The following is a 21165-nucleotide window of genomic DNA, read 5'->3' on the forward strand; positions in this document are numbered from 1 at the left end:
CATTTGGGCGCGGCGTGTTCGAGGCCGTGCCCGAGGTGTTCGTGCGTGGGTGTGGCGGCATCCGCTCACCGAGCCGTGAGTTTCATACGCCGACCCGTGAGTCTTCACCCCATGCAAACGATTCAACGAGCTCAAACTCACGGCTCGACGAACGCCGCGGTCACGAACTCACGGCTCGGTGGGGAGCGCCGGACCGATACTCTGAGGGGGTATGCGATTCGCTCGGACCGCATCGCATGCGTCGACGGAGGTGATCTGAGCGTGAAAGCTGGTGTTGCAGCCTCCGTTTCGCACCGGCGCACCGCGCTGCTCGCGCTTCTGGCCCTGGCCGCCCTGGTGCTGAGCGTGCTGGCCATGCACTCCGCCTCCCCCGAGGCCGCCCCGAGCACGGCGGCATCCGCTTTCAAAAGTGACGACGTGATGTTCGCGCCGCAGATGATTCCGCACCACGAACAGGCCGTTGAGATGAGCGATGACCTGCTCACCAAAGACGGCGTCGACCAGGACGTCGTCGATCTGGCGACACAGATCAAGGCCGCGCAGGCGCCCGAGATCGAAACGATGCAGGGCTGGCTCAGCGACTGGGATGCCACCGAGGACGGCATGGCCGGGATGGACCACGGCACCGGCGACATGATGAGCGACGACGACATGATGGAGCTGCAGGACGCCTCGGGAGCGGATGCCGGAGCGCTCTACCTGACCCAGATGATCATGCACCACGAGGGCGCGATCGCGATGGCCAGGGCCGAGCTGAACGATGGGGAGAACGCCGACGCGCTCGCCCTGGCCGAGGCGATCGTGAGCTCGCAGACCGGCGAGATCGCCGTGATGAACGACCTGCTCGCCGCACGCTAGTGACCGTCACGGTGAGCCGTCGTCGGGTATTGACCATTGGGGGCCTCGGCCTGGCCGCAACCGCCATCGGGGCGGGGGCGGCGTGGCAGCTGTGGCCCGACGGTTCGGGCGGCGCGTCGGGCGGGCCCGAGTTCGTGCAGCCGAAGGAACTGTCCAGCTCGGCCGGTGAACTCACGGTGAAATTGGATGCCGCACCCGTTCGAGTTCACCTGCGCCCTTCGACCGTGACGGCCCGGCGCGAGTTGGTGTTCGCCATGGGAATGGGGTCGGGAATGGGCGGCGGCATGATGACGCCCACGATCAACGGGCAGGTTTTCTCGGGCGACCGGGTCGACCTGACTGTGGCGTCGGGCAGCGTTGAGGAGTGGACACTGCGCAACGACAGCGGAATGGCGCATCCGGTGCACCTGCACGTCTGGCCGGTGCAGATCGTGGAGCAGAACGCACGGGCGGTGTCGGCAGCCGTCTGGCAGGACGTGGTGAACGTTCCGCCGCTCGGCCAAGTGCGGGTGCGCATCGCGTTCGACGACTTCGGCGGTCGCACGGGCTACCACTGCCACATTCTCGACCAGAGGACACCGGCATGATGGGCGTCGTCGAATCCCGTTAGCGTGTGCGTTCGGCCCCCTGTGGGTATACCCTTGGGGGGTATAAGTTGCATTATCGAGAGAATCGGCATCGAGGAATGACATGACGCAGCCCGACCTTGGCAGCACGGATCACGAAATGATGGACCACGGGGCCATGAACCACGGAGCCATGAACCACGCCGGCCACGGCGACCATGTCGGGCAGTTCCGGCGCCTGTTCTGGACCATGCTCATCATCGCGGTGCCCGTCGTGGGGTTCAGCCACATGTTCTCTATGCTGGCCGGCTATGCTTTGCCCGATTTCGTGGGGATCATGTGGATCTCTCCTGTGCTCGGCACCGTCATGTACGTCTGGGGCGGCCGCCCCTTTCTCACCGGCGCGGTCAGCGAGCTGAAGGCCCGTAAACCCGGCATGATGCTGCTGATCGCGCTCGCGATCACGGTCGCGTTCCTCGCCTCCTGGGGCGCGAGTCTCGGCCTCATCGACGGCGAGCTCGACTTCTGGTGGGAACTGGCCCTGCTGATCGTGATCATGCTGCTCGGCCACTGGATCGAAATGCGGTCGCTGGCGCAGACATCCACTGCCCTGGAATCGCTCGCCGCCCTGCTGCCCGATGAGGCCGAGCGGGTCGAGGGCGACGAGATCGTCTTGATCTCGCCGAGCGATCTGGTGCTCGGTGACCTCGTCGTGGTGCGTCCGGGCGGGCGAGTGCCGGCCGACGGCCAAGTCACCGAGGGAACGGCCGACGTCGACGAATCGATGATCACCGGCGAATCGCGGCCGGTTCAGCGCTCGGTCGGCGACCAGGTCGTGGCCGGCACGGTCGCGACCGATTCCGCCCTGCGCGTGCGGGTCACGGCGGTCGGCGACGACACGGCGCTGGCCGGAATCCAGCGCCTGGTCAGCGAGGCGCAGAACTCGTCGTCGCGGGCGCAGCGCATCGCCGATCGCGCCGCTGGCTGGCTGTTCTGGTTCGCGCTCGGCTCGGGAGTGCTCACGGCGATCGTCTGGACCGCGCTCGGCCAGCCGCAGGATGCCGTCGTGCGCACCATCACCGTGCTCGTCATCGCCTGCCCGCACGCGCTCGGGCTGGCGATTCCGCTCGTGGTGTCGATCGCGACCGAACGCGCCGCGAAGGGCGGCGTGCTGATCAAGGATCGCCTGGCCCTCGAGAGCATGCGCCAGGTCACGTCGGTGCTGTTCGACAAGACCGGCACGCTCACCAAGGGCGAGCCCACGGTCAGTCACGTTGCTGTTGCCGACCAGGTCGCGAGCAGCGAAGCGGATGCCACGGCTCAGGCCGCGCAGACTGACGCAGATTCGGCTGGCCCGGGTTCGGTCGAGGCGGGCACGTCGGCCCGGGGTTCTGCTTCGGGTTCGGATTCAGCCGCCACTTCACGATCGGTCTCGACACCGATCACCGCCGACGACGTTCTCGCGTGGGCGGCGGCCGTGGAGGGTGACAGCGAGCATCCGCTTGCCCGTGCTATCGTCACGGCGGCGCGAAACCGCGAGCTGACCGTGCCGCGCGCGACCGAGTTTCACACTGCCGCGGCGGTCGGGGTGACCGGTCTGGTCGACGGGCACAGCGTGAGCGTCGGCGGTCCGAGCATGCTCGACGAACACGGAGCCCGGCCGCTGCCTGAGACCGTGGCCTGGCAGCGTCAGGGCGCGATCATTCTGCACGTGCTGCGCGATGGCGTGGTCGTGGGCGCGATCGGTCTGGCCGACGAGATTCGCGAAGAGTCGCGGCAGGCCGTGGACGCGCTGCACCGGCTGGATATCGAGGTGGTCATGATCACCGGCGACGCCGAAGCGGTCGCCCAGTCCGTGGCCGCCGAGCTCGGCATCGACCGGGTGTTCGCGGGGGTGCATCCGGAAGACAAGGCGCGTAAGGTAGCCGAGCTGCAACACGAGGGCCGCCGCGTGGCCATGGTCGGCGACGGGGTGAACGATGCCCCAGCGCTCGCGCAGGCCGATGTCGGCATCGCGATCGGCGCCGGAACCGACGTGGCGATCGCGTCGGCCGGCGTCATTCTCGCGAGCGACGATCCGCGTTCGGTGCTCTCGGTCATCGAGTTGTCGCGGGCGAGCTACCGCAAGATGAAGCAGAACCTGTGGTGGGCGGCCGGCTACAACCTGCTGTCGGTTCCGCTCGCTGCGGGCGTGCTCGCCCCGATCGGGTTCGTGCTGCCGATGGAGATCGGGGCGCTGCTCATGTCGGTGTCGACGGTGGTAGTGGCGCTGAACGCGCAGCTGCTGCGCCGTCTCGACCTGCGGCCCGAGGCGAGTGTGCAGGTGCGGTAGCGCCGCGCTGACGCATCCGCTCACCGGGCCCACCTTATGGTTAGGGGCCCAGTTTATAAACTGGGCCCCGTCCGCAATGCGACGTGCGCGACACGGGTCAGTGGCAGTGACCACCGGATGCCGGGGGCACGTTAGCGGGGACGTCCAGCACTGGGCTGCGGTCGAAGAAGCCGTCGGGGCGCAGCTTGAAGCCCACGGTGTCGACCGGCATGATCGGCCAGTCCTCGACCCGCGGAAAGTGGGTGAGGCCGAAGGTATGCCAGAGCACGATGTCCTCGCCGTCGATCGCTCGGTCGGCCGCAATGTAGGCGGGCAGCCCGGCGCCGCCGGCGTGCTGGTTGACGAAGTCACCGGTGGGATAGCGTTCGTCTTCGGCGAAGCGGGTGACCCAGAGGCCCTTGGTGGCGAACGCCGCGCGCTGGGCCACCGACGACTCCGGGTCGGCCAGCAGCACGGGCAGCCCCTGCGGGTGCAGCTTGTACGCGACGGGTTCGCCGAGGCGATTGAGGGAATTGGGGTTGGAGACGTGCCAGGTGCGGCCGATGGCGGCATCCGCTTGTCTGACGCCCTCGAGCTCGGTGGCGAGCACGGTGCGCTGGCGGGTGAAGGCGTTGCCGCGCTCGTTGCCGGGGCCTATCGGAACGCGCACGACGTCTTCTTCTTCGACCCGGTTGGTGTCGCCGTCGAGGGCCATGTCGAGGCGGGCGCTGAACAGGTGCTGGTGAAAGGGGGCGCCGAGACCGGGAGCGATTTCGGAGGCGTAGGGATAGCCCTTGCCGGCGTAGGCGCTCGTGAAGACGACGCCGGTGGCCTTCGCCTCGAATTCGATGGTGCCGTCGAGGTAGAGGTACCAGTAGAAGCCGTAGTCGTAGTTGCCGACGGTGGTGAAGAAGCTGATGACGAAGCGGCGGTTGCGGCGGGTGTATTCGATGCCGCTCCACAGGTCGCTGTGCTTGGCGAGGATGCTCCAATCCTCTTCGTGCATGCAGATACCGTTGCGAATCTCGCGCGGGTTGCCGAAGCCGTCGGTGATGACCGGGCTCAGGTAGGTAATCTCGCCGAGGCAGTCGCAGCCGAGTTCGAGCGAGTTGGCGTACTGGCCGACGAGGTATTCGCCGGTGTCGAAGTAGTTCTGCCAGGACCGCACGGGGGCCGGATCGCCATACGGCACGACCATCTCCGCGATCGACGCACGACGGATGATGGAGCGTGTCTTCGCGCCGTCGCGAAAGCCGATGTTGTGCAGCACGACGCCCTCGCGCACGTCGAAACCCACGTCGAGGCTCCATTTCTCCCACTCGATGTGGTTGCCGCCGGTGACGGTAAAGCTCACGCCATCGGGCTGGGTGATACTGATCGGCTTGAGCGTTTCGCGCAGCGGGCCGGTGAGGGCGGGATCGGTGAAGTTGCCGTGTTCGGCGGGGATGGGAACGACGCCGAAGTCGAGCACCTGGTCCACGGTCTTCGCGACGATGTCGACGTAGGCGACGAGGCCGTCGATCGGGTGGGCCCAGGCGCTGTCCTCCGGAAAGTTCTGCACGAAGGCGAGGCCGCGCAGAATGCGGCGGCCCTTCTCGTTCGGGTATTCGAATACCCCCGCGGAGAGGGGAGCGACGCGCACGGTGGCCACGTCGAGGCCGCGGGCTGCGAGTGCGGCCCGCCAGCGGGCATCCGTTGTGAGGAGGTCTTCGACGGCGCCGAATTCTTCCTCGAGCACGGGCAGTTCACCGGTGAGCGCGGTGTCGAGGGTGACGCGGGACTCGACGGTGCCGTGGGTCGCCGAGACGATCACGTCGGTGGGGGCTGCGCCGGACACGTCGTGCAGAAAGACCCGAAAGCGACGGTTGATCTCGGTGGCACCTCGCGGCGGGTCGAGCAGGCCGAGATAGGCAACCCGAATACTGTCGCCGAACAGGCCGGCGTCGGCCAGAATCGTGCGCACGGTTTGCAGTTCCTGCGCGGTGGGAAGTGCAAAGTCGGTGACGATGTCGGCAGTCTCGGCGGTGAGCATTGCGTCTCATTTCCTGGATCGGCCCGGCGGTTGCAGCTCCGGGGATTTATTTCCTATGGTTGTAGAATATAAATGGTCAGCGCTGCTGCTGGCAAGCCTTTCGAGAATCTTTCTGACAAGCTGATGCTCCCAGCTCTAACCGCACCACCAGAAGAGGGCCAATGCCGAAAGTCGTCGATCACGACCAGCGTCGCGTCGAGCTGGTCAATGCCACCTGGCGCATCATCGCCCGGCACGGCATCGAGGGCGCGACCCTGCGCGAGATCGCCACCGAGGCCGGATTCGCCAACGGCGCACTCAAACCCTACTTCGGCACCAAGGACGACCTGCTCACCTTCGCCTTCGGGCACGTGTTCAGCCAGACCAACCTGCGCATCGAGCGCGGGGCCGCTGGCCTGACCGGGCTGGCCGCCGTGCGCGCCTTCTGTCACGAAATTCTTCCGCTCGATGAGACGCGTGTGAGCGAGGCGCGCATCGTGATTCCGTTCTGGCAGAAGGCGCTGACCAATGCGGCCAAGGCGCAGCTGCACGATGAGTCGATGCTGCAGTGGCGCCTCGCGCTGCTCGGGCACTTGGCCGAGGCACGCGCAGCCGGCGAGATGCACACGGCTCTTACCGACACGGATGTCGTGGGTCACCTCCTGAACGTGCTGCTCGGCGCGCAGATCACCGCTGCGCTCTCCCCCGACGAGCACGCCCCGGAACAGCTCGTGGCCCAGCTCGACGGCTACCTGCACCTGCTTTCGACCGGAGATTAGCGCTCTGGGTTGCTCGGTTGCCACAAGCTGCCCGCGCAAGCGGATGGGCGCGCCCGACGCTCATGAGAGCGCCCGAAACGGGCAGCCGCGCGCGCAGCCGTTGGCAGCGCCAACGACGGGCCAGGCTCACTGTGTGGGCGCGTCATCCTTCGATTGGGACCGTGAGACCCGCACCGGAAGCAGAGTCCACAGGAAAGCGGAACCGCAGGCAGCCGACAACGCCAGGAGTGCGCCCTGGTCGAAGACCACGCCGAACACGGCGAACAGGGCGGCGGCGGCCAGAGATACCCACCCGACTCGATTACGGATCAGCTGAGCAGCGGCCAAGCGAGCATCGTCATCCATTTTTTCGCTCCACTCGCGACCGGTCAATCACTCTCCGGATACTAGCCAGTTCCGTCGATCTGCGTGCAGATCTATTTTCGCCGAGTGTCGAAAAAAAATGACAAGGGAGCCGTGCAGGACTACATTGGCTCCAGACGATCATGAAACTCCCCCCGAGGGCCGATCTGGTCAGGACCCGGCGAAGGAGCTGCTTGTGACGATGACGGTTGTGAACTCGGTAACGGGCGCCGCAGGCACGAGCACCATGCCACCCGAGGACACCGTTCCGCTGACCGCCCCAACCGACCGAGTGCAGTGCGCCATCGCCGACTCCTTCTCGCAGTGGCGCACCCTCGTGTCGCAGTCATTCGTTCCGCTCGAGGTGCGCAGTGCCTCCCGTAGCTTTCACGGCACCTTGCGCTCGCGCGTGCTCGACGAGCTCTCCATCGTCGAGGTCACCGCCAACGGGCACCAGGTGATTCGCACACCGTCGCTGATCGCGGCATCCACTCGACAGTATTTCAAGCTGAACCTGCAACTGACCGGCACCGGCTTGCTCGTGCAGGACAACCGCGAGGCCACCCTGCGCCCCGGCGACCTGGCCGTGTACGACACCAACCGGCCATACACGCTCGAGTTCGAGAAGGACTTTCGCACTCTCGTGCTCATGTTTCCGCACGACGTACTCGACCTGCCGGCTGATTCGGTGGGCCAGCTCACCGCCGTGCGGCTGCCCGGCGACGCCGGACTCGGCCGCCTGATCAGCCCATTCATGGTGCAGCTCGCGGAAAACCTCGACGTGCTTTCCGGCGCGAGTGGGCACCGCCTCGCCTACAACGCCGTCGACCTGATCGCGACCATGTTCGAGAGCGAACTGAACCTGCGCCGCGACCCGGTGGCGGGGGCGCACGGCGACCTGCTGGGGCGCATCCGCTCGTATGTGGATGCCCACCTGGGCGACCCGGAGCTGTGCCCGGCGAGCATCGCGAGCGCCCACTTCATCTCGACCCGGCACCTGCACAACGTTTTTCACGAGGCCGACAACACCGTGGCGAGCTGGATCCGCACCCGCCGGCTGGAGCACTGCCGCCGCGACCTACGCGACCCCATTCTTGGAGACCGCTCGGTGGGCACCATCGCCGCTCGCTGGGGCTTCGTCGACGCCGCGCACTTCAGCCGCATCTTTCGCACGGCTTTCGGCGAAACGCCGAGCACCTACCGTCGCGTCTGAGCCCGCTTTCGCGGTCGCGCGGCACGCTTCGTCGGCGTGCGCCTCGACGGCAGGCAACCGTCACAGCATGCGCAATTCGACAACTGCGGTGCCGCAAATGGCAAACGGTTTGGCCCAGAGATTGCCACGCTGATAGCCACAGGTGAAGCGGATGCAGCGTGCATCCGTTTTGCGCACCCGACCTCTTACTCAACGAGGAGTAGCCATGACCCAGACCAAGCCCGACCAGGCGACAGCACCGGAAACGGCCCTGCACAAGGGCCGACTCGGCGTTCTCGGCATCGTCTTCTTCGTGGTCGCGGCCGCGGCGCCCCTCGTGGGCATGACCGGCGCGGTGCCCGTGGCGATCGTGCTCGGCAATGGCGCGGCGGCCCCCGGCGCCTACGTGGTTGTCGGACTCACCCTGCTGGTGTTCAGCGTCGGCTACGCCGCGATGAGCCAGCGCGTCACCAATGCCGGTGCGTTCTTCGCCTACATTGGCCGGGGCCTGGGTCGCCACCTCGGCACCGCATCGGCGTTCGTGTCAATTCTCGCCTACCTTGCCGTGCAGCTGGCCATCTACGGATTCTTCGGCGCCCTCATGGCCGGCCAGGTGGGCGTGCTCCCCTGGTGGGCCTGGTCGCTCATCTCCTGGGGCATCGTGACCCTGCTCTCCCTGCTCAGCGTCGACGTCGGCGCCAAGGTGCTCGGCGTGCTCATGCTGCTCGAACTGACCGCGCTCGTGGTCACCGCGGTCGCCATCCTGCTCGACGGCGGGCCGGAAGGAATTAACTTCTGGGCCTCGTTCAACCCCGCCGCCATTGTTGCCGGCGGCCTGGCCGGCTCGGCCGGCATCGCCTTCGCGTTCGCCTTCGCCTCCTTCATCGGCTTCGAGGCCACCGCCATCTACGGCGAAGAATCCAAGGACCCGAAGACCGTCGTTCCCCGCGCCACCTACCTCGCCGTCGTCGTCATCACCGTTCTGTTCGGCCTGACCGCCTTCGCTATGGTGACCGGCATGGGCGCATCGACCGTGGTTGAGAAGACCGTCGAACTCTCGACCGTCGCGGGCGTTCCTTTGGCAGACCCGGCCGCAGTGCTGTTCGCACTCGCGACCCAATACGTGGGCCCGTGGATGGCGACGCTCATGAGCATCCTCGTGCTGTCGAGCCTGTTCGCCGGGCTGCTCGCCTTTCAAAACGCCGCGAGCCGCTACCTGTTCGCGCTCGGTCGCGGCGGCGCGCTGCCGGGGCCGCTCAGCACGGTCAACGGTCGCGGCGCGCCGAGCACGGCGTCGCTCGTCACGTCCGTCATCACCGGCGTCGTGCTCGTGGTGTTCGCGGTGTTCCAGCTCGACCCGGTACTCAACCTGTTCTACTGGTTCAGCGGGCTCTCGGTGATCGCCATCGTACTTATCGAGATTCTGGTCAGCATCGCGATCATCGCGTATTTCCGCCGCAACAAAGGCACCGAGAATATCTTCCAGACGGTGATCGCCCCGGTTCTCGCCACGTTCGGCCTGCTGCTCGGCGAATACCTGCTGATGAGCCACTTCGGACTGCTCGCCGGCACCGTGGCCGACGGCGTTGACCCGACCACCACCTCCTGGGGCCTCAGCACCATCGGCTGGGTGCTCGTGGCTCTGCCGTTCGCGTTGCTGATCGGCGGCTATATCTTCTCCCGGCTGCGCAACCACGAGAACGATGATCTGGTGCGGGACGTGCTGTCCTAGCTGCGACATCCACTTGGTGAGTGCCTGCGGCCTTCGAGCCGCAGGCACTCGTCGTTGGTGGAACGGATTCCTGGCCGCGCGCCGAGCCGTGCGCGAGGTGTCCCGCGAATCGGACTGGTGGGCATACACACGTGGCATTCTTCCTCCACCCCCAGCGGATGCCTACCCGACGCGCAGGCGGTGACTCGCCTCGATGCGCTGGCCCCAGAACGTACCCACGATGATGAGCGCGGCCCCGGCGGCGCCGATCAGGCCGAGGGTTTCGCTGCCGAGCGACACCCCCACGAGCACCGCCCAAATTGGCTCGGTTCCCATGAGCAGGCTGGCCCGGGCCGCCGACGTGCGGCGAATCGCCCACATCTGCGCGAGAAACGCGAACACGCTGCAGGCCAGGCCGAGGTAGAACACGCCGATCCAGGCGGCCAGGTTGAAGGTCGTGACGGCGGTGACGAGGCCGGGAAGATCGAACGCGGTGAAGACCGCCGCCCCGACCAGCGCCTGCAGCAGGGTCAGAGTGATGGTGCTGTCGCTGCGGCCCCGAACGAGGTGGCCCATCATGGTGACGTGCAGGGAGCGCACGACCGCCGCCGCGAGAATGAGCAGGTCGCCCACGTTCGGCTGCGCGAATCCGTTGCCGGAGACGAGCAGCGCTACCCCCACGACCGCGAGCACCGCCGCCACGAAGAAGGGGCGCGGCAGCCAGCGGCGGGCCGCCACCGACTCGAGTACCGGGGTCATGATGATCGTGAGGCTGATGATGAGCCCGGCGTTCGTGGCGGAGGTGAACGCCACACCTTGGGTCTCGAGCCAGAGGATGCTCGCCTGAGTGACCCCGAGCAGCAAGCCCACCCCGAGCGCCCGCCGGGTCGGAAGGCGTTCGCGCCGCACGACCCAGACGATCACGAGGGCCAGCGCCGCGACCAGAAAGCGCAGCGCGAGCACGGCTGACACGCTCGCCTGCTCGGTCAGCATCTTTGCGCTCAGGTAACTGCCACCCCAGACCAAGGCCACGAGCAGCAGCACGAGGTCGACGCGGTAGCGTCCCAGGTGCGGCAGCAGAGTACGGCGGGTCAGAACGGAAGTCATGAGGCAATGGTGCGCGACGGCATCCGTTAAGTCTAGACACCATTTTATAAACGGATGCTTTAGCCTGAGCTTATGGAATTGCGCCAGCTTGCCGTACTACGGGAGCTCGGCGAGCGCGGAAGCGTCGCCGCTGTGGCCCGCGCCCTGCACGTGTCGTCGTCGGCGGTCTCGCAGCAGCTCAGCGCCCTCGAGCAACGTGCCGGCGTCAAGCTCACCGAGAAACACGGCCGGGTGCTCCGGCTGACCCCTGCCGGCGTCGCCCTGGCGAGCGCCGCCGCCGACGTCTCGACCGCGATGGCCCGGGCCGACGAGGCCGTGGCCCGGTTTCAAAACGACCCCGGCCTGCCGGTGACCGTGAGCGCGTTCCACAGTGCCGGGCTGGCCTGGTTCGGCCCGCTGCTGAACCGAATGCACTTGAGTGGCGGCCCGACCGTGGGCTGCGGCGACGAGGATGTGCCGCGGGAGCGTTTTGCGGCGCTCGTCGCCGACTATGACCTGGTGATCGCGCACCGGGTGCCGCACGATCCGGCCTGGCCGAATACCGTCGCGGTCACGCCGTTGCTGTTCGAGCCGCTGGATGTGGCCGTGCCGGTCGGGCATCCGCTGGCCGAAAAGGTATCGCTCACCCTCGACGATATTCGAGACGAGCCGTGGGTCACCGGTCACGTTGGGTTTCCGCTCGCCGAGGCGGTGAACGTGGTCGCGGCGGCGGCCGGTCAGCCGCTGCGCATCGCGCATCGGATCAACGAGTTCTTCGTGGCGACGTCGGTTGTGGCGACCGGGGCGGCCATTGCGCTGCTGCCGCGCTACACAATGGCGCCGCGACAGGGCGACGGAGTCGTGCTCGTGCCGTTTCGGGGCCTCACTGTGGGGCGGCAGATCGACGTGTTGAGCCGCCCGGAAACGCTCGCCCGCGCCTCGGTGCGCAGGGTGCTGGCCGAACTCGTCGACGTGGCCGGGCAGCGTTAACGCAGCTCAAGCCCGTCATGACGGATGCCCCAGCGCACGATCCACTGCTCCCCCGGTTCTACCCAGTGCAGGCCGGCCCCGGAGTTGAACGCATCGGCGGGAGCGGTCATCGGCTCGATCGCGATCGCGAGGCCGCGCACCGGCTCGCCCGCACCCTGCGTGACCGGAAAGATGCGCGGCGTGAACACCTGCACGTAGCGCATGCTTTCATCGCCCCAGAGGGTGAGGCTTCGGCCATCCGGCGCGGTGAGGGTATGTTCGGCACCGACTCCGACGCCGCCGAAGCCGTCGTCGAGGTCTAGATCCCCGACCAGGGCGCCCGCGCGCAGGTCGAAGCGGGTGCCGTGCACCGGGGTCTCACCAATGGGGTTGAGGCGGTCGTCGACGTCGAGGTGGGTCGCGGCATCCACGCGCACGATGAGGTCGCCCGTGGGCACGTCTCCGATCTTCAAAAACGGATGCGCCCCCACGGCCACCGGCGCGGGCTCCGCTCCCACGTTGCGCACCCGATGCGTGACCTCGAGCCCGCTGGAAGTGAGCGCGTAGGTCACCTCGGTCTCAAGGTGAAATGGGTAGCCGGACTGCGGAAAGACCGTCGCCGCCAGGGTTACCGTGTCTGTGCTGCGCGATACCTCCCGGTACGGCGCGAAGCGCAGCAGCCCGTGGCTGGCGTTCTGCTTGGCCGGCTCAGTGAGAGCGAGCTGGCGGGTGATTCCGTTCTGAGTCCATTTGCCGTCACGAATGCGATTGGGCCAGGGCACGAGCACAACTCCGGCCGCCATCGGCGGTTGCACTGACTCGTCGAAGGTCTCCACCAAGTCTATGCCATTTACGGAATATGCGCGCAGTCCCGCCGCGACCTCGGTCACGACGGCGCGAGCGGGGCCGCTCGGGGTTTCGCGGGTCAACTCATACTGGATTCCGGTGGGTGCACGCATCCGCTCAGTGTATTGCGGGCGGGGCCGGGCATGCCCGACGCGATATAGCACCGACCCGAGCCACTGCGGGGTCGCAGGTGCAAACCGAGCCGAGTGGCGCCATCCCTCGGCAGTAGGCTGACGCGTATGACTGCTGACAACGCCGCCCGAATCATCGTCCTGCCGAACACACCGGCTCCAACCATCGCCGAGACCGCGTTCGTCGCTCCCGGCGCCGTGATCGTCGGCAACGTCACCCTCGCCGACCGGGCCAGCGTCTGGTACAACTCCGTGCTGCGCGCGGAACTTGCGCCGATCACGATCGGCGCCGACTCGAACCTGCAGGACAACGTCTCCTGCCACGTCGACACCGACTTTCCGCTCACCCTCGGCACCGGCGTCTCGGTCGGGCACGGCGCAGTGCTGCACGGCTGCACCATCGAGGACAACGTCCTCGTCGGCATGGCCGCGACCGTTCTGAACGGAGCCATCATCGGCACCGGATCGCTCGTGGCCGCCGGAGCCGTCGTGCTCGGCGGCACCGTTGTTCCCCCCGGTTCGCTCGTGGCCGGTGTTCCCGCCAAGGTGCGGCGCACGCTGACCGACGAGGAGATCGCGAGCATCCGGCACAACGCCACGAGCTACCTGGCACACACCGAGCTGCACCGCGCAGCCGTCGCCCAGCAGTAGCGCAGGAGCCGAGCGGGTGCCGCGCCGGCCTGAATGTCGCCCCCCATACCGGAGGCGTCGTTCACAACTGCGGAAATTCCCGTTTCGAGCGGGCGAGACGCCCTGATTTCGCACAAATATTTGCGAAGTTTCCGCAGTTACGCACACTTACTCCGGTACCACAGCTGGCGTTACGCCAGCAGGGACTGCTCGGCGGCCTTCACTACGTTGGAGAGCAGCATGGCGCGGGTCATCGGGCCGACGCCGCGCGGGTTCGGCGACAGGTGCCCGGCCACCGAGGCCACATCGGGGTGTACGTCGCCGGTCAGGCGGCCCTTGCCGGTGACCGGGTCCGTCACGCGGGTGACTCCCACGTCGAGCACGGCGGCACCCGGCTTGATCCAGTCGGCCTGAATCAGGTGCGGCACGCCAACGGCGGCCACGACGATATCGGCCCGACGCACTTCGCCGGCAAGGTCGACCGTGCGCGAGTGGGTCAGCGTGACGGTCGCGTCGAGGCCCTTGCGGGTGAACAGCAGGCCGAGCGGGCGCCCCACGGTGAGGCCGCGGCCGACCACGACGACCTTCTGGCCCACGATCGGCACGTCGTAACGACGTAGCAGCTCGACGATGCCGGCCGGGGTGCACGGCAGCGGTGAGCGCAGTTCGCCCTCGATGCCGAGCACGAGCCGCCCGAGGTTGGTCGGGTGCAGGCCGTCAGCATCCTTCGACGGATCGATAAGCTCAAGCATCGCGTTCTCGTTATGACCAACGGGCAACGGCAGCTGGATGATGTAGCCCGTGACTTCGCGACTGTGATTGAGGTCGTTGATCGCCGCGCGCACGTCGGCGCTCGTCGCCGAGCCGGGCAGGTCGATGCGCAGCGACTCGATGCCGACCTCGGCGCAGTCGCGGTGCTTGCCCGCCACATAGGTCTCAGAACCCGGGTCATTACCCACGAGCAGGGTTGCCAGGCCGGGCACGACGCCGTGCGAGCGCAGCGCCGCGATGCGGTCCCGCAGCTCGGCCTTGATGTCGGAGGCGGTCTTGACCCCGTCGAGTGTGATTGCCGTCATCGTGGATCCCTACTGTTGTGGTTCAGTTCGGTGCCGTACTTCGGTTCGCTTGGACGGGGCCTGAGCCCCGTCCAGTGGTGATTACCGGGTGCTTGCCGGGTTCATCGCAGGCGGGCGACAGCGGATGCCCAGCCGAGCGGCCGGCGACATCCATCTGCGAGAGCGGATGCCGCGGGCCAGTCAGCGGCATCCGCTTCGACGAAAGTTACTGCTGCAGGCCGGAGTAGAGCGGAAACGCCTGCGTCAGAGCGCCGACGCGGGTGCGGAGCGCTGCGATGTCGGCGCCGGGCTTGAGAGCCTCGGCGATGACGTCGGCGACCTCAGTGAACTCGGCGTCGCCGAATCCGCGGGTGGCCAGGGCGGGCGTGCCGATGCGGAGGCCCGAGGTGACCATCGGCGGGCGCGGGTCGAACGGAACCGAGTTGCGGTTCACGGTGATGCCCACCTCGTGCAGGGCATCCTCGGCCTGCTGGCCGTTGATCTCGGAGTGGCGCAGGTCGGCGAGCACGAGGTGCACGTCAGTGCCGCCGGTGAGCACATCGATGCCGTGGGCACGCGAGTCGTCGGCGGTGAGACGGTCGGCGAGGATGCTGGCACCGCGCAGGGTGCGCTCCTGGCGTTCCTTGAACTCGGGCTCGGCGGCGAGCTTGAACGCGGTCGCCTTGGCGGCGATCACGTGCATGAGCGGGCCGCCCTGCTGGCCGGGGAACACGTTCGAGTTGAGTTTCTTGGCCAGGGCCATGTCGCGCGAGAGAATGAACCCAGAGCGCGGGCCGGCGAGGGTCTTGTGCACGGTGCTCGACACGACGTCGGCGTAGGGCACGGGCGAGGGGTGCAGGCCGGCGGCGACGAGTCCGGCGAAGTGGGCCATGTCAACCCAGAGCAGCGCGCCGACCTCATCGGCGATGGCGCGGAAGGCCTCGAAGTCGAGGTGGCGCGGGTACGCCGACCAGCCGGCGATGATGACCTTCGGCCTGCTCTCGAGCGCCTTGTCGCGCACGACATCCATGTCGACGCGGAAGGTTTCCGGGTCGACGCCGTAGGCGACCGGGTTGTACAGCTTGCCCGAGAAGTTGAGCTTCATGCCGTGGGTGAGGTGGCCTCCGTGGGCCAGCTCGAGGCCGAGAATCGTGTCGCCGGGGGTGGCGATGGCGGAGAGCACTGCCGCGTTGGCGGTGGCGCCAGAGTGCGGCTGCACGTTCGCGTAGGCGGCGCCGAAGAGGCTCTTGGCGCGGTCGATGGCGAGCTGCTCGGCGACGTCGACGTACTCGCAGCCGCCGTAGTAGCGGCGCCCCGGGTAGCCCTCGGCGTACTTGTTGGTGAGCACGGAGCCCTGCGACTGCAGCACGGCGCGCGGAACGAAGTTCTCGCTCGCGATCATTTCGAGGTAGTCGCGCTGGCGACCGAGCTCCTGCTCGAGCACGGCGGCGATCTCGGGGTCAACGACCGAGAGCGGTTCGTTGAAGGTTGACTTCAAGACAGTGGCGGAATCAGGCACGGAGTTCTCCTTATATATGGATGTTGCGGCCCAGGCGTGCGGCCACTAACCGTGTCAGTCGCTCCCCGATGGTGACCCATCTTCGTGCTACGCCAGTTGCGACCCGATTAGTATATCAGCGGATGCCCGCGCCCGCCGCCCAAAGATCCGCTCGCGCCTCGTGGCACGCGTCCAGGAAGCTGGCACTGGTTGCAACGCCTGCCAGCTTCGGGGGCACGTGCCGTGAATCTCGAAGGCCGGGAATAGCCGCGCAGGTTCTACCGTTACGATAGATATACATGCAGACGCATAGAAAGTTGGAGGATGGCATGCAGTTCGGAATCTTCACGGTCGGGGACATCACCAGCGACCCCACCACGGGCGACACCCCCACCGAGAACGCCCGGATCAAAGCCATGGTCGCCATCGCGCAGAAGGCCGAGGAGGTCGGTCTCGACGTCTTCGCCACCGGCGAGCACCACAACCCGCCGTTCGTGCCGTCGTCGCCGACCACCATGCTCGGCTACATCGCCGCGAATACCAAGCGCATCATCCTCTCCACCGCGACCACGCTGATCACCACGAGCGACCCGGTGAAAATCGCCGAGGACTTCGCCATGCTGCAGCACCTCGCCGACGGCCGGGTGGACCTCACCCTGGGCCGCGGCAACACCGGCCCGGTCTACCCGTGGTTCGGCAAGGACATCCGCGAGGGCATCCCGCTCGCGCTGGAGAACTACGCCCTGCTCCGCCGGCTCTGGCGTGAAGACTTCGTCGACTGGGAAGGCCAGTTCCGCACCCCGCTGCAGGGTTTCCAATCCACCCCGCGCCCGCTCAACGGCGTGCCCCCGTTCGTCTGGCACGGCAGTATCCGCAGCCCCGAAATCGCCGAACAGGCCGCGTACTACGGCGACGGATTCTTCTCCAACCACATCTTCTGGCCCGCCTCGCACACCGCGAAGATGGTGCAGTACTATCGCCAACGCTTCGAACACTACGGCCACGGCACCGCCGCACAGGCCATCGTCGGGCTCGGCGGCCAGGTGTTCATGAGCAAGAACTCGCAGGATGCCAAGCGCCACTTCCGCCCGTACTTCGACAACGCCCCGGTCTACGGCAACGGCCCGAGCATGGAGGACTTCACCTCGCAGACCCCGCTCACCGTGGGCAGCCCGCAGGAAGTCATCGACCGTACCCTCGGATTCCGCGACTACGTCGGCGACTACCAGCGCCAGCTCTGGTTGATGGACCACGCCGGCCTGCCGCTGAAGACTGTACTCGAGCAGCTCGACCTGCTCGGCGAAGAGGTCGTGCCCGTGCTGCGCCGCGAGTTTGCGAAGAACCGCCCGGTCGACGTACCGGATGGCCCCACTCACGAATCCCTGCGCCTCGCCGCCCACACTCCGGTTGCCGCTACGACCGCGCTGCCTGACGACCTCGACACCGCCGCCGCCATCGCACCCGCCCGAACCGGCGCCGCCTTCGGCCTCACCCGCACCACGCAGACCGGAGCCTGAGATGACCACGACCGAGCGCACCCTCGCGGTCGTTTCGGCCGGCCTGAGCCAGCCGTCATCAACTCGGCTGCTCGCCGACAAGCTCACCGCTGCCACCGTGGCGCGGCTGACCGACGAGGGTGTCACGACCCAAGTGGTGACCTACGAGCTGCGCGACTACGCGCAGGACGTGATGAACAACATGCTCACCGGTTTCGCCAGCCCGCGGCTGCAAACGATGATCGAGGCCGTCACCGCGGCCGACGGCCTCATCGCCGTCACACCGATCTTCACGACCAGTTACAGCGGCCTGTTCAAGACGTTCTTCGACGTGATCGACAACCGCTCTCTCACCGACCAGCCGGTTCTGATCGGCGCGACCGCGGGAACGGCCCGGCATTCCCTGGCCCTCGACTACGCGCTGCGCCCTATGTTCACCTACCTGCACGCCGTTGTCGTGCCCACCTCGGTGTTCGCCGCCTCGGAGGACTGGGGCAGCGGCGACGGCGGAGTGGACAGCCGGCTGGCCACCCTGCCCGCCCGCATCGAGAGGGCGGCCGGTGAGCTGGCGACCTTGGTGGCCGCGTCGGACCGGTCGAGCCGCGTGCCCGACCCGTTCGAGCTGCCGGCCGGCTTCAACCCTGCCGGTTTCAGCCCGTCTCGATAGTCACGGCACTCGTTCCAGGTCATGGCACCCCTACGTAGAGTGCCCTGATCTCTAACCGGTGCCGCGACGCGGGCAGGTACGTCAGCAGCCGGGTCCGCGAGGGTTGGCGTTGCAGTCTTCGGCCACGAGCACAGTGGATTCCGTCGCCGCGACCACGGCGAACGGCGCGGAGGGTACGGTGACGATGCCGTCGACGGGTCGCCAGCCCTGGTCGCCGAAGCTGTAGTCGGCGCGGTAGTCGACAGTGAGGGTGACCGAGTAGCTGCCTCTCGCGGCGTACTTGTGGCTAGTGGGGGTGCTGGAGAATTCGGTGAGGCCGAGGTCGGCCCAGCTCGCCCCACCGTCGGCGGATACCGCTGTCGTGCCGTCGCCGTAGTCCCAGCGGTAGCCGATCGGCGTGAACATCACCTGGGCCGGTTCGCCCAGCAGTAGTCCTTCGCCGATCTGAGCGGATGCCCCGGCCCAGAAGTTCGCGGCCAGCCCAACGATCGCCCAGCCATTGGGCTCCATGCCGGTGGGGGCGGGGTAGGCGGGAAAGTTCTGCAGGTCGGAGACCCGCACGATGGTGTCGGGAGAGCATCCGGCGCACGGGACCGCGGGTGCGTTGTGCTGGGCCAAAGGCAGTAATGTGCCGTTGCCGCAAGGAATCGTTTCGATTCCGGGCTTCATCGGGTCGCCGTTTGCGCACACTGTCGGCAGCGCGGGAGTGACCGACCCTCCACCGGAACCGTGCTGCTTGCCGGCAGACTTGCCGCCAACATGTGCAGAGGTGTAGCCAGCCACAAGATCCACTCCATTTCCGTGGGCCATGCCGTCGGAGTCTGGCGGCGGATCGACGGCATTCCCAAGTTCGACGGTCTCGGTCAGCCCGACCACTTCGTGAGCACTTGCCGATGCGGAACTCACCTGAGAGAACTGGGCGGCGAATAGGGCCGCAACGACTAGCAGAAATCTGACCCGGACCATATTTCCGATTTCTCTAGGAGAAGCTGATTCAATGCGTCGTTCTGAACCAGGGCCACAACGAGTGGGTAGCGCAAGGGCCTGTCTGGCGGTGCGACCGACATGCCGCCTGCGTCCACGACTTCGCCTTTGGAAACGTCTAAGCACATGTACAGATTGATTGACCCGGCATTCAGGTCTGCCGACTGCACGGACATCGAGTCGAAATCGATATCGCCGACAAGGTGTACGCCGCGGTCTGCCAGTCGTTCAAAGGTTGCGATTTCGCCCGGCAACATATCTTTTGTGACAAAGTCCGATATTCGAGATGGATCAGCTCCACCTTCGCGCGAGATCGTGTTTGCGATGCCCTGATACGACGCATAAAACGCGGTCGCGGCAGCCAGGGCCTCGTCGTTCGAAGCGAAGACCGCAGATGTTTCGATCGGTGCCGGTGTTGCCTCGGCGACGGGCTCGGCAGTGTCGCGGGGTGCTGGGGCGGGTGTGGCGGAGCATCCGCTCAACGCGCCGGTCGCGAGGGCTATCAGGAGGGCGCTGAGCACGGCGTTGTGCAGCGTTTGGTGACGCGAGGGGTTTCGCATGGGGTCAGAGTAGACGGGTTACTACAATCCTGCCGAGTGTTTCCACAGGCTGGTGCGGAGGTCCAAATCAGGCTATGGGCAAAGCGAAACCCGAACCTCGGGTCGCCGGGCATCGCGTTTCGACCGTGCAAACCCCACGGGACGGGGCAACACCAACGTGCGCTGGGCCACAACGATCGTTCCGGTCAGCGTCGAAGAACGAGAGATCGCCGAAGACTCATCGACTTGTCGAAACATTTCTTTGGGTTTTCTTTGCCGGTTTTGCCGGTGTTGTGCTTTTATAAGTGACATTTTCTCGTGTCGGTGGTTGGGTGTTGAGTTGAAGCATGAACAACCTGGCGATGGAGCTCACTCGGGCGGCGAATGCTGTCGCCGCTCTCGGTGGGTCCAGCGCTGAATTCGCCGGACTGTCCGATGCGGAGGTGCTCGCCGCGCGCGTGCCGATTGCGGCGTTGTTGCGGCTGACGAACACGGCGGCCGCCCTGCTGGCGGGTACGATCGCGGAGCGGTCCCGGCCGCAGCTGGGGCAGTCCGGTCTGGCAGCACGGCCGGGGTTCGGCAACCCGACGTCGATGGTGCAGCACGCCACCGGTCTCAGCCGCATCGAAGCGGGACGGCTGGTCGCCGTCGGCGTGCTGATGAGCGAGACGGAGACGGCCGAGCGGGACGCTGCGGCAGCCCGCGAAGCGACGCCGGCTGAAACCACGGGCGCCACCCAGACCACGAAGAACACGCGCGCGGCTAAGGCCACCAGCACCACCGGGCCGTTTGGGTACTTTGAGGGAAGCCCAGCCCCCCGTAGCGAAAGAGACGATCGACCGACATCTGTGCGACGCCGGTTACCTCGGCATCCTGTTCAGCCAGGACGGCCAGCCCCTCAACGTCGGACGCGACGAACGCCTGTTCAACCGGGACCAACGCCGAGCCCTCGCCGCCCGCGCCGGCGGATGCCGCTGGCCCGGCTGCGATCGACCACCGTCCTGGTCGGAAGCGCATCACGTCGAAAACTGGGCTGACCTCGGACTTTCTAACATCGACCACGCCATCCTGCTCTGCGCCCACCACCACCCGCTGCTCCACAACAAGCACTGGAAGATCCTTCTCTTGGGAGGCTTGTACTGGCTGCACCCCCCGGTCGAGATCGACCCCGAGCAGACGCTGATCGCGCTGCCCAGCAAGAACCCCCTCCTGCAGGTGCCCCTCTTGCAGGAGCCCATGCTGCTCTAGCCGCCGCGGTAGAACGTTGCCCGTGCGCCACCGCAAGCCGGGTCGCGTTGGACGATGCCGGTCTCGGCGAGCTCGACCAGCGACATGTCAGGGCCACACACGCAACGTCACATTGGACGATGGCGATCTCGTCTTGGGCCCACCTTATGACCGCGGGCCCAGTTTATAAACTGGGCCCAGGGACGGGGCCCAGGCCCCGACCGCAAAAAGAGCACCGACGCGCGACCCGACAAACACCCGTGCGGC

19 protein-coding genes and 1 riboswitch are annotated in these 21165 nt (G+C 66.9%); of the genes, 11 read left to right on the forward strand and 8 right to left on the reverse strand.

Annotated features, from left to right (window positions below):
- Positions 1–261: 261 nt before the first annotated feature.
- The 3 genes from BLS91_RS03465 to BLS91_RS03475 all read left to right on the forward strand — a co-directional run bounded on the left by BLS91_RS03465 (position 262) and on the right by BLS91_RS03475 (position 3756).
- Entirely contained in the window at positions 262–858 is a 597-nt protein-coding gene (locus tag BLS91_RS03465) for a DUF305 domain-containing protein (RefSeq protein ID WP_241983021.1), read from the forward strand.
- Positions 858–1445, forward strand: coding sequence for a multicopper oxidase domain-containing protein (locus tag BLS91_RS21035; protein ID WP_338061542.1), 588 nt, complete (start codon positions 858–860; stop codon positions 1443–1445). The genes BLS91_RS03465 and BLS91_RS21035 overlap by 1 nt, the downstream gene beginning before the upstream one ends.
- Before the next feature lie 103 nt (positions 1446–1548).
- The gene (locus tag BLS91_RS03475) at positions 1549–3756 is read left to right on the forward strand and encodes an HAD-IC family P-type ATPase (protein ID WP_092339243.1); all 2208 of its coding nucleotides are present in this window, start codon (positions 1549–1551) and stop codon (positions 3754–3756) included.
- Positions 3757–3853: 97 nt separating this feature from the next.
- Here the strand turns inward: BLS91_RS03475 and BLS91_RS03480 are convergent, their stop codons facing one another.
- Positions 3854–5767: a primary-amine oxidase gene (locus BLS91_RS03480; protein WP_092339245.1), complete on the reverse strand. Its 1914-nt coding sequence runs from the start codon at positions 5765–5767 to the stop codon at positions 3854–3856.
- Between the two features lie 161 nt (positions 5768–5928).
- Here BLS91_RS03480 and BLS91_RS03485 point away from each other — a divergent pair, with 161 nt between their 5' ends.
- Positions 5929–6525 carry a TetR/AcrR family transcriptional regulator gene (locus tag BLS91_RS03485; protein ID WP_092339247.1) on the forward strand — a complete coding sequence of 199 codons (597 nt, stop codon included), beginning with the start codon at positions 5929–5931 and terminating at the stop codon, positions 6523–6525.
- Positions 6526–6651: 126 nt separating this feature from the next.
- On the opposite strand, the gene BLS91_RS03490 is transcribed toward BLS91_RS03485, so the two are convergent.
- Positions 6652–6870, reverse strand: coding sequence for a hypothetical protein (locus tag BLS91_RS03490; protein ID WP_092339249.1), 219 nt, complete (start codon positions 6868–6870; stop codon positions 6652–6654).
- Between the two features lie 244 nt (positions 6871–7114).
- On the opposite strand from BLS91_RS03490, the gene BLS91_RS03495 reads away from it, so the two are divergent.
- Positions 7115–8080 carry an AraC-like ligand-binding domain-containing protein gene (locus BLS91_RS03495; RefSeq protein ID WP_092339507.1) on the forward strand — a complete coding sequence of 322 codons (966 nt, stop codon included), beginning with the start codon at positions 7115–7117 and terminating at the stop codon, positions 8078–8080.
- 205 nt (positions 8081–8285) lie between these two features.
- Positions 8286–9791, forward strand: coding sequence for an APC family permease (locus tag BLS91_RS03500; RefSeq protein ID WP_092339251.1), 1506 nt, complete (start codon positions 8286–8288; stop codon positions 9789–9791).
- 162 nt (positions 9792–9953) lie between these two features.
- Here BLS91_RS03500 and BLS91_RS03505 read toward each other — a convergent pair whose 3' ends face one another.
- On the reverse strand, positions 9954–10877 hold the full coding sequence (locus tag BLS91_RS03505) for a DMT family transporter (RefSeq protein WP_092339253.1): 924 nt from the start codon (positions 10875–10877) through the stop codon (positions 9954–9956).
- Between the two features lie 72 nt (positions 10878–10949).
- Here BLS91_RS03505 and BLS91_RS03510 point away from each other — a divergent pair, with 72 nt between their 5' ends.
- A complete protein-coding gene (locus BLS91_RS03510; RefSeq protein WP_092339255.1) occupies positions 10950–11846 on the forward strand; it encodes a LysR family transcriptional regulator in 897 nt (298 codons plus the stop codon).
- Here BLS91_RS03510 and BLS91_RS03515 read toward each other — a convergent pair.
- Positions 11843–12784: an aldose 1-epimerase family protein gene (locus tag BLS91_RS03515; RefSeq protein WP_092339257.1), complete on the reverse strand. Its 942-nt coding sequence runs from the start codon at positions 12782–12784 to the stop codon at positions 11843–11845. The genes BLS91_RS03510 and BLS91_RS03515 overlap by 4 nt on opposite strands.
- A 126-nt stretch (positions 12785–12910) precedes the next feature.
- Between BLS91_RS03515 and BLS91_RS03520 the strand changes: the two genes are divergently transcribed.
- The gene (locus BLS91_RS03520) at positions 12911–13453 is read left to right on the forward strand and encodes a gamma carbonic anhydrase family protein (RefSeq protein WP_092339259.1); all 543 of its coding nucleotides are present in this window, start codon (positions 12911–12913) and stop codon (positions 13451–13453) included.
- 170 nt (positions 13454–13623) lie between these two features.
- On the opposite strand, the gene BLS91_RS03525 is transcribed toward BLS91_RS03520, so the two are convergent.
- Together BLS91_RS03525 and glyA are read right to left on the reverse strand one after the other, a co-directional pair.
- A complete protein-coding gene (locus tag BLS91_RS03525) occupies positions 13624–14508 on the reverse strand; it encodes a bifunctional methylenetetrahydrofolate dehydrogenase/methenyltetrahydrofolate cyclohydrolase (protein ID WP_092339260.1) in 885 nt (294 codons plus the stop codon).
- Positions 14509–14713: 205 nt separating this feature from the next.
- Positions 14714–16006 (reverse strand): serine hydroxymethyltransferase, encoded by a 1293-nt coding sequence (glyA, locus tag BLS91_RS03530; RefSeq protein ID WP_276326780.1) that lies wholly within the window; start codon positions 16004–16006, stop codon positions 14714–14716.
- A gap of 21 nt (positions 16007–16027) precedes the next feature.
- Positions 16028–16116, reverse strand: a riboswitch (ZMP/ZTP riboswitch).
- Positions 16117–16314: 198 nt separating this feature from the next.
- On the opposite strand from glyA, the gene BLS91_RS03535 reads away from it, so the two are divergent.
- Positions 16315–17502 (forward strand): LLM class flavin-dependent oxidoreductase, encoded by a 1188-nt coding sequence (locus BLS91_RS03535; protein WP_092339262.1) that lies wholly within the window; start codon positions 16315–16317, stop codon positions 17500–17502.
- Between the two features lies 1 nt (position 17503).
- Positions 17504–18148: an FMN reductase gene (locus BLS91_RS03540; RefSeq protein ID WP_092339264.1), complete on the forward strand. Its 645-nt coding sequence runs from the start codon at positions 17504–17506 to the stop codon at positions 18146–18148.
- Between the two features lie 81 nt (positions 18149–18229).
- Here BLS91_RS03540 and BLS91_RS03545 read toward each other — a convergent pair whose 3' ends face one another.
- Complete coding sequence (locus BLS91_RS03545) at positions 18230–19054, reverse strand: PKD domain-containing protein (protein ID WP_134505170.1); 825 nt, start codon at positions 19052–19054, stop codon at positions 18230–18232.
- Between the two features lie 35 nt (positions 19055–19089).
- On the reverse strand, positions 19090–19692 hold the full coding sequence (locus tag BLS91_RS03550) for a hypothetical protein (RefSeq protein ID WP_092339268.1): 603 nt from the start codon (positions 19690–19692) through the stop codon (positions 19090–19092).
- 777 nt (positions 19693–20469) lie between these two features.
- Between BLS91_RS03550 and BLS91_RS03555 the strand changes: the two genes are divergently transcribed.
- Positions 20470–20919, forward strand: coding sequence for an HNH endonuclease signature motif containing protein (locus BLS91_RS03555; protein WP_092339270.1), 450 nt, complete (start codon positions 20470–20472; stop codon positions 20917–20919).
- The last annotated feature ends 246 nt before the right edge of the window (positions 20920–21165 follow it).

It is taken from the genome of Cryobacterium flavum (assembly GCF_900103805.1).
In the GTDB taxonomy this organism is placed as follows: Bacteria; Actinomycetota; Actinomycetes; order Actinomycetales; family Microbacteriaceae; genus Cryobacterium; species Cryobacterium flavum.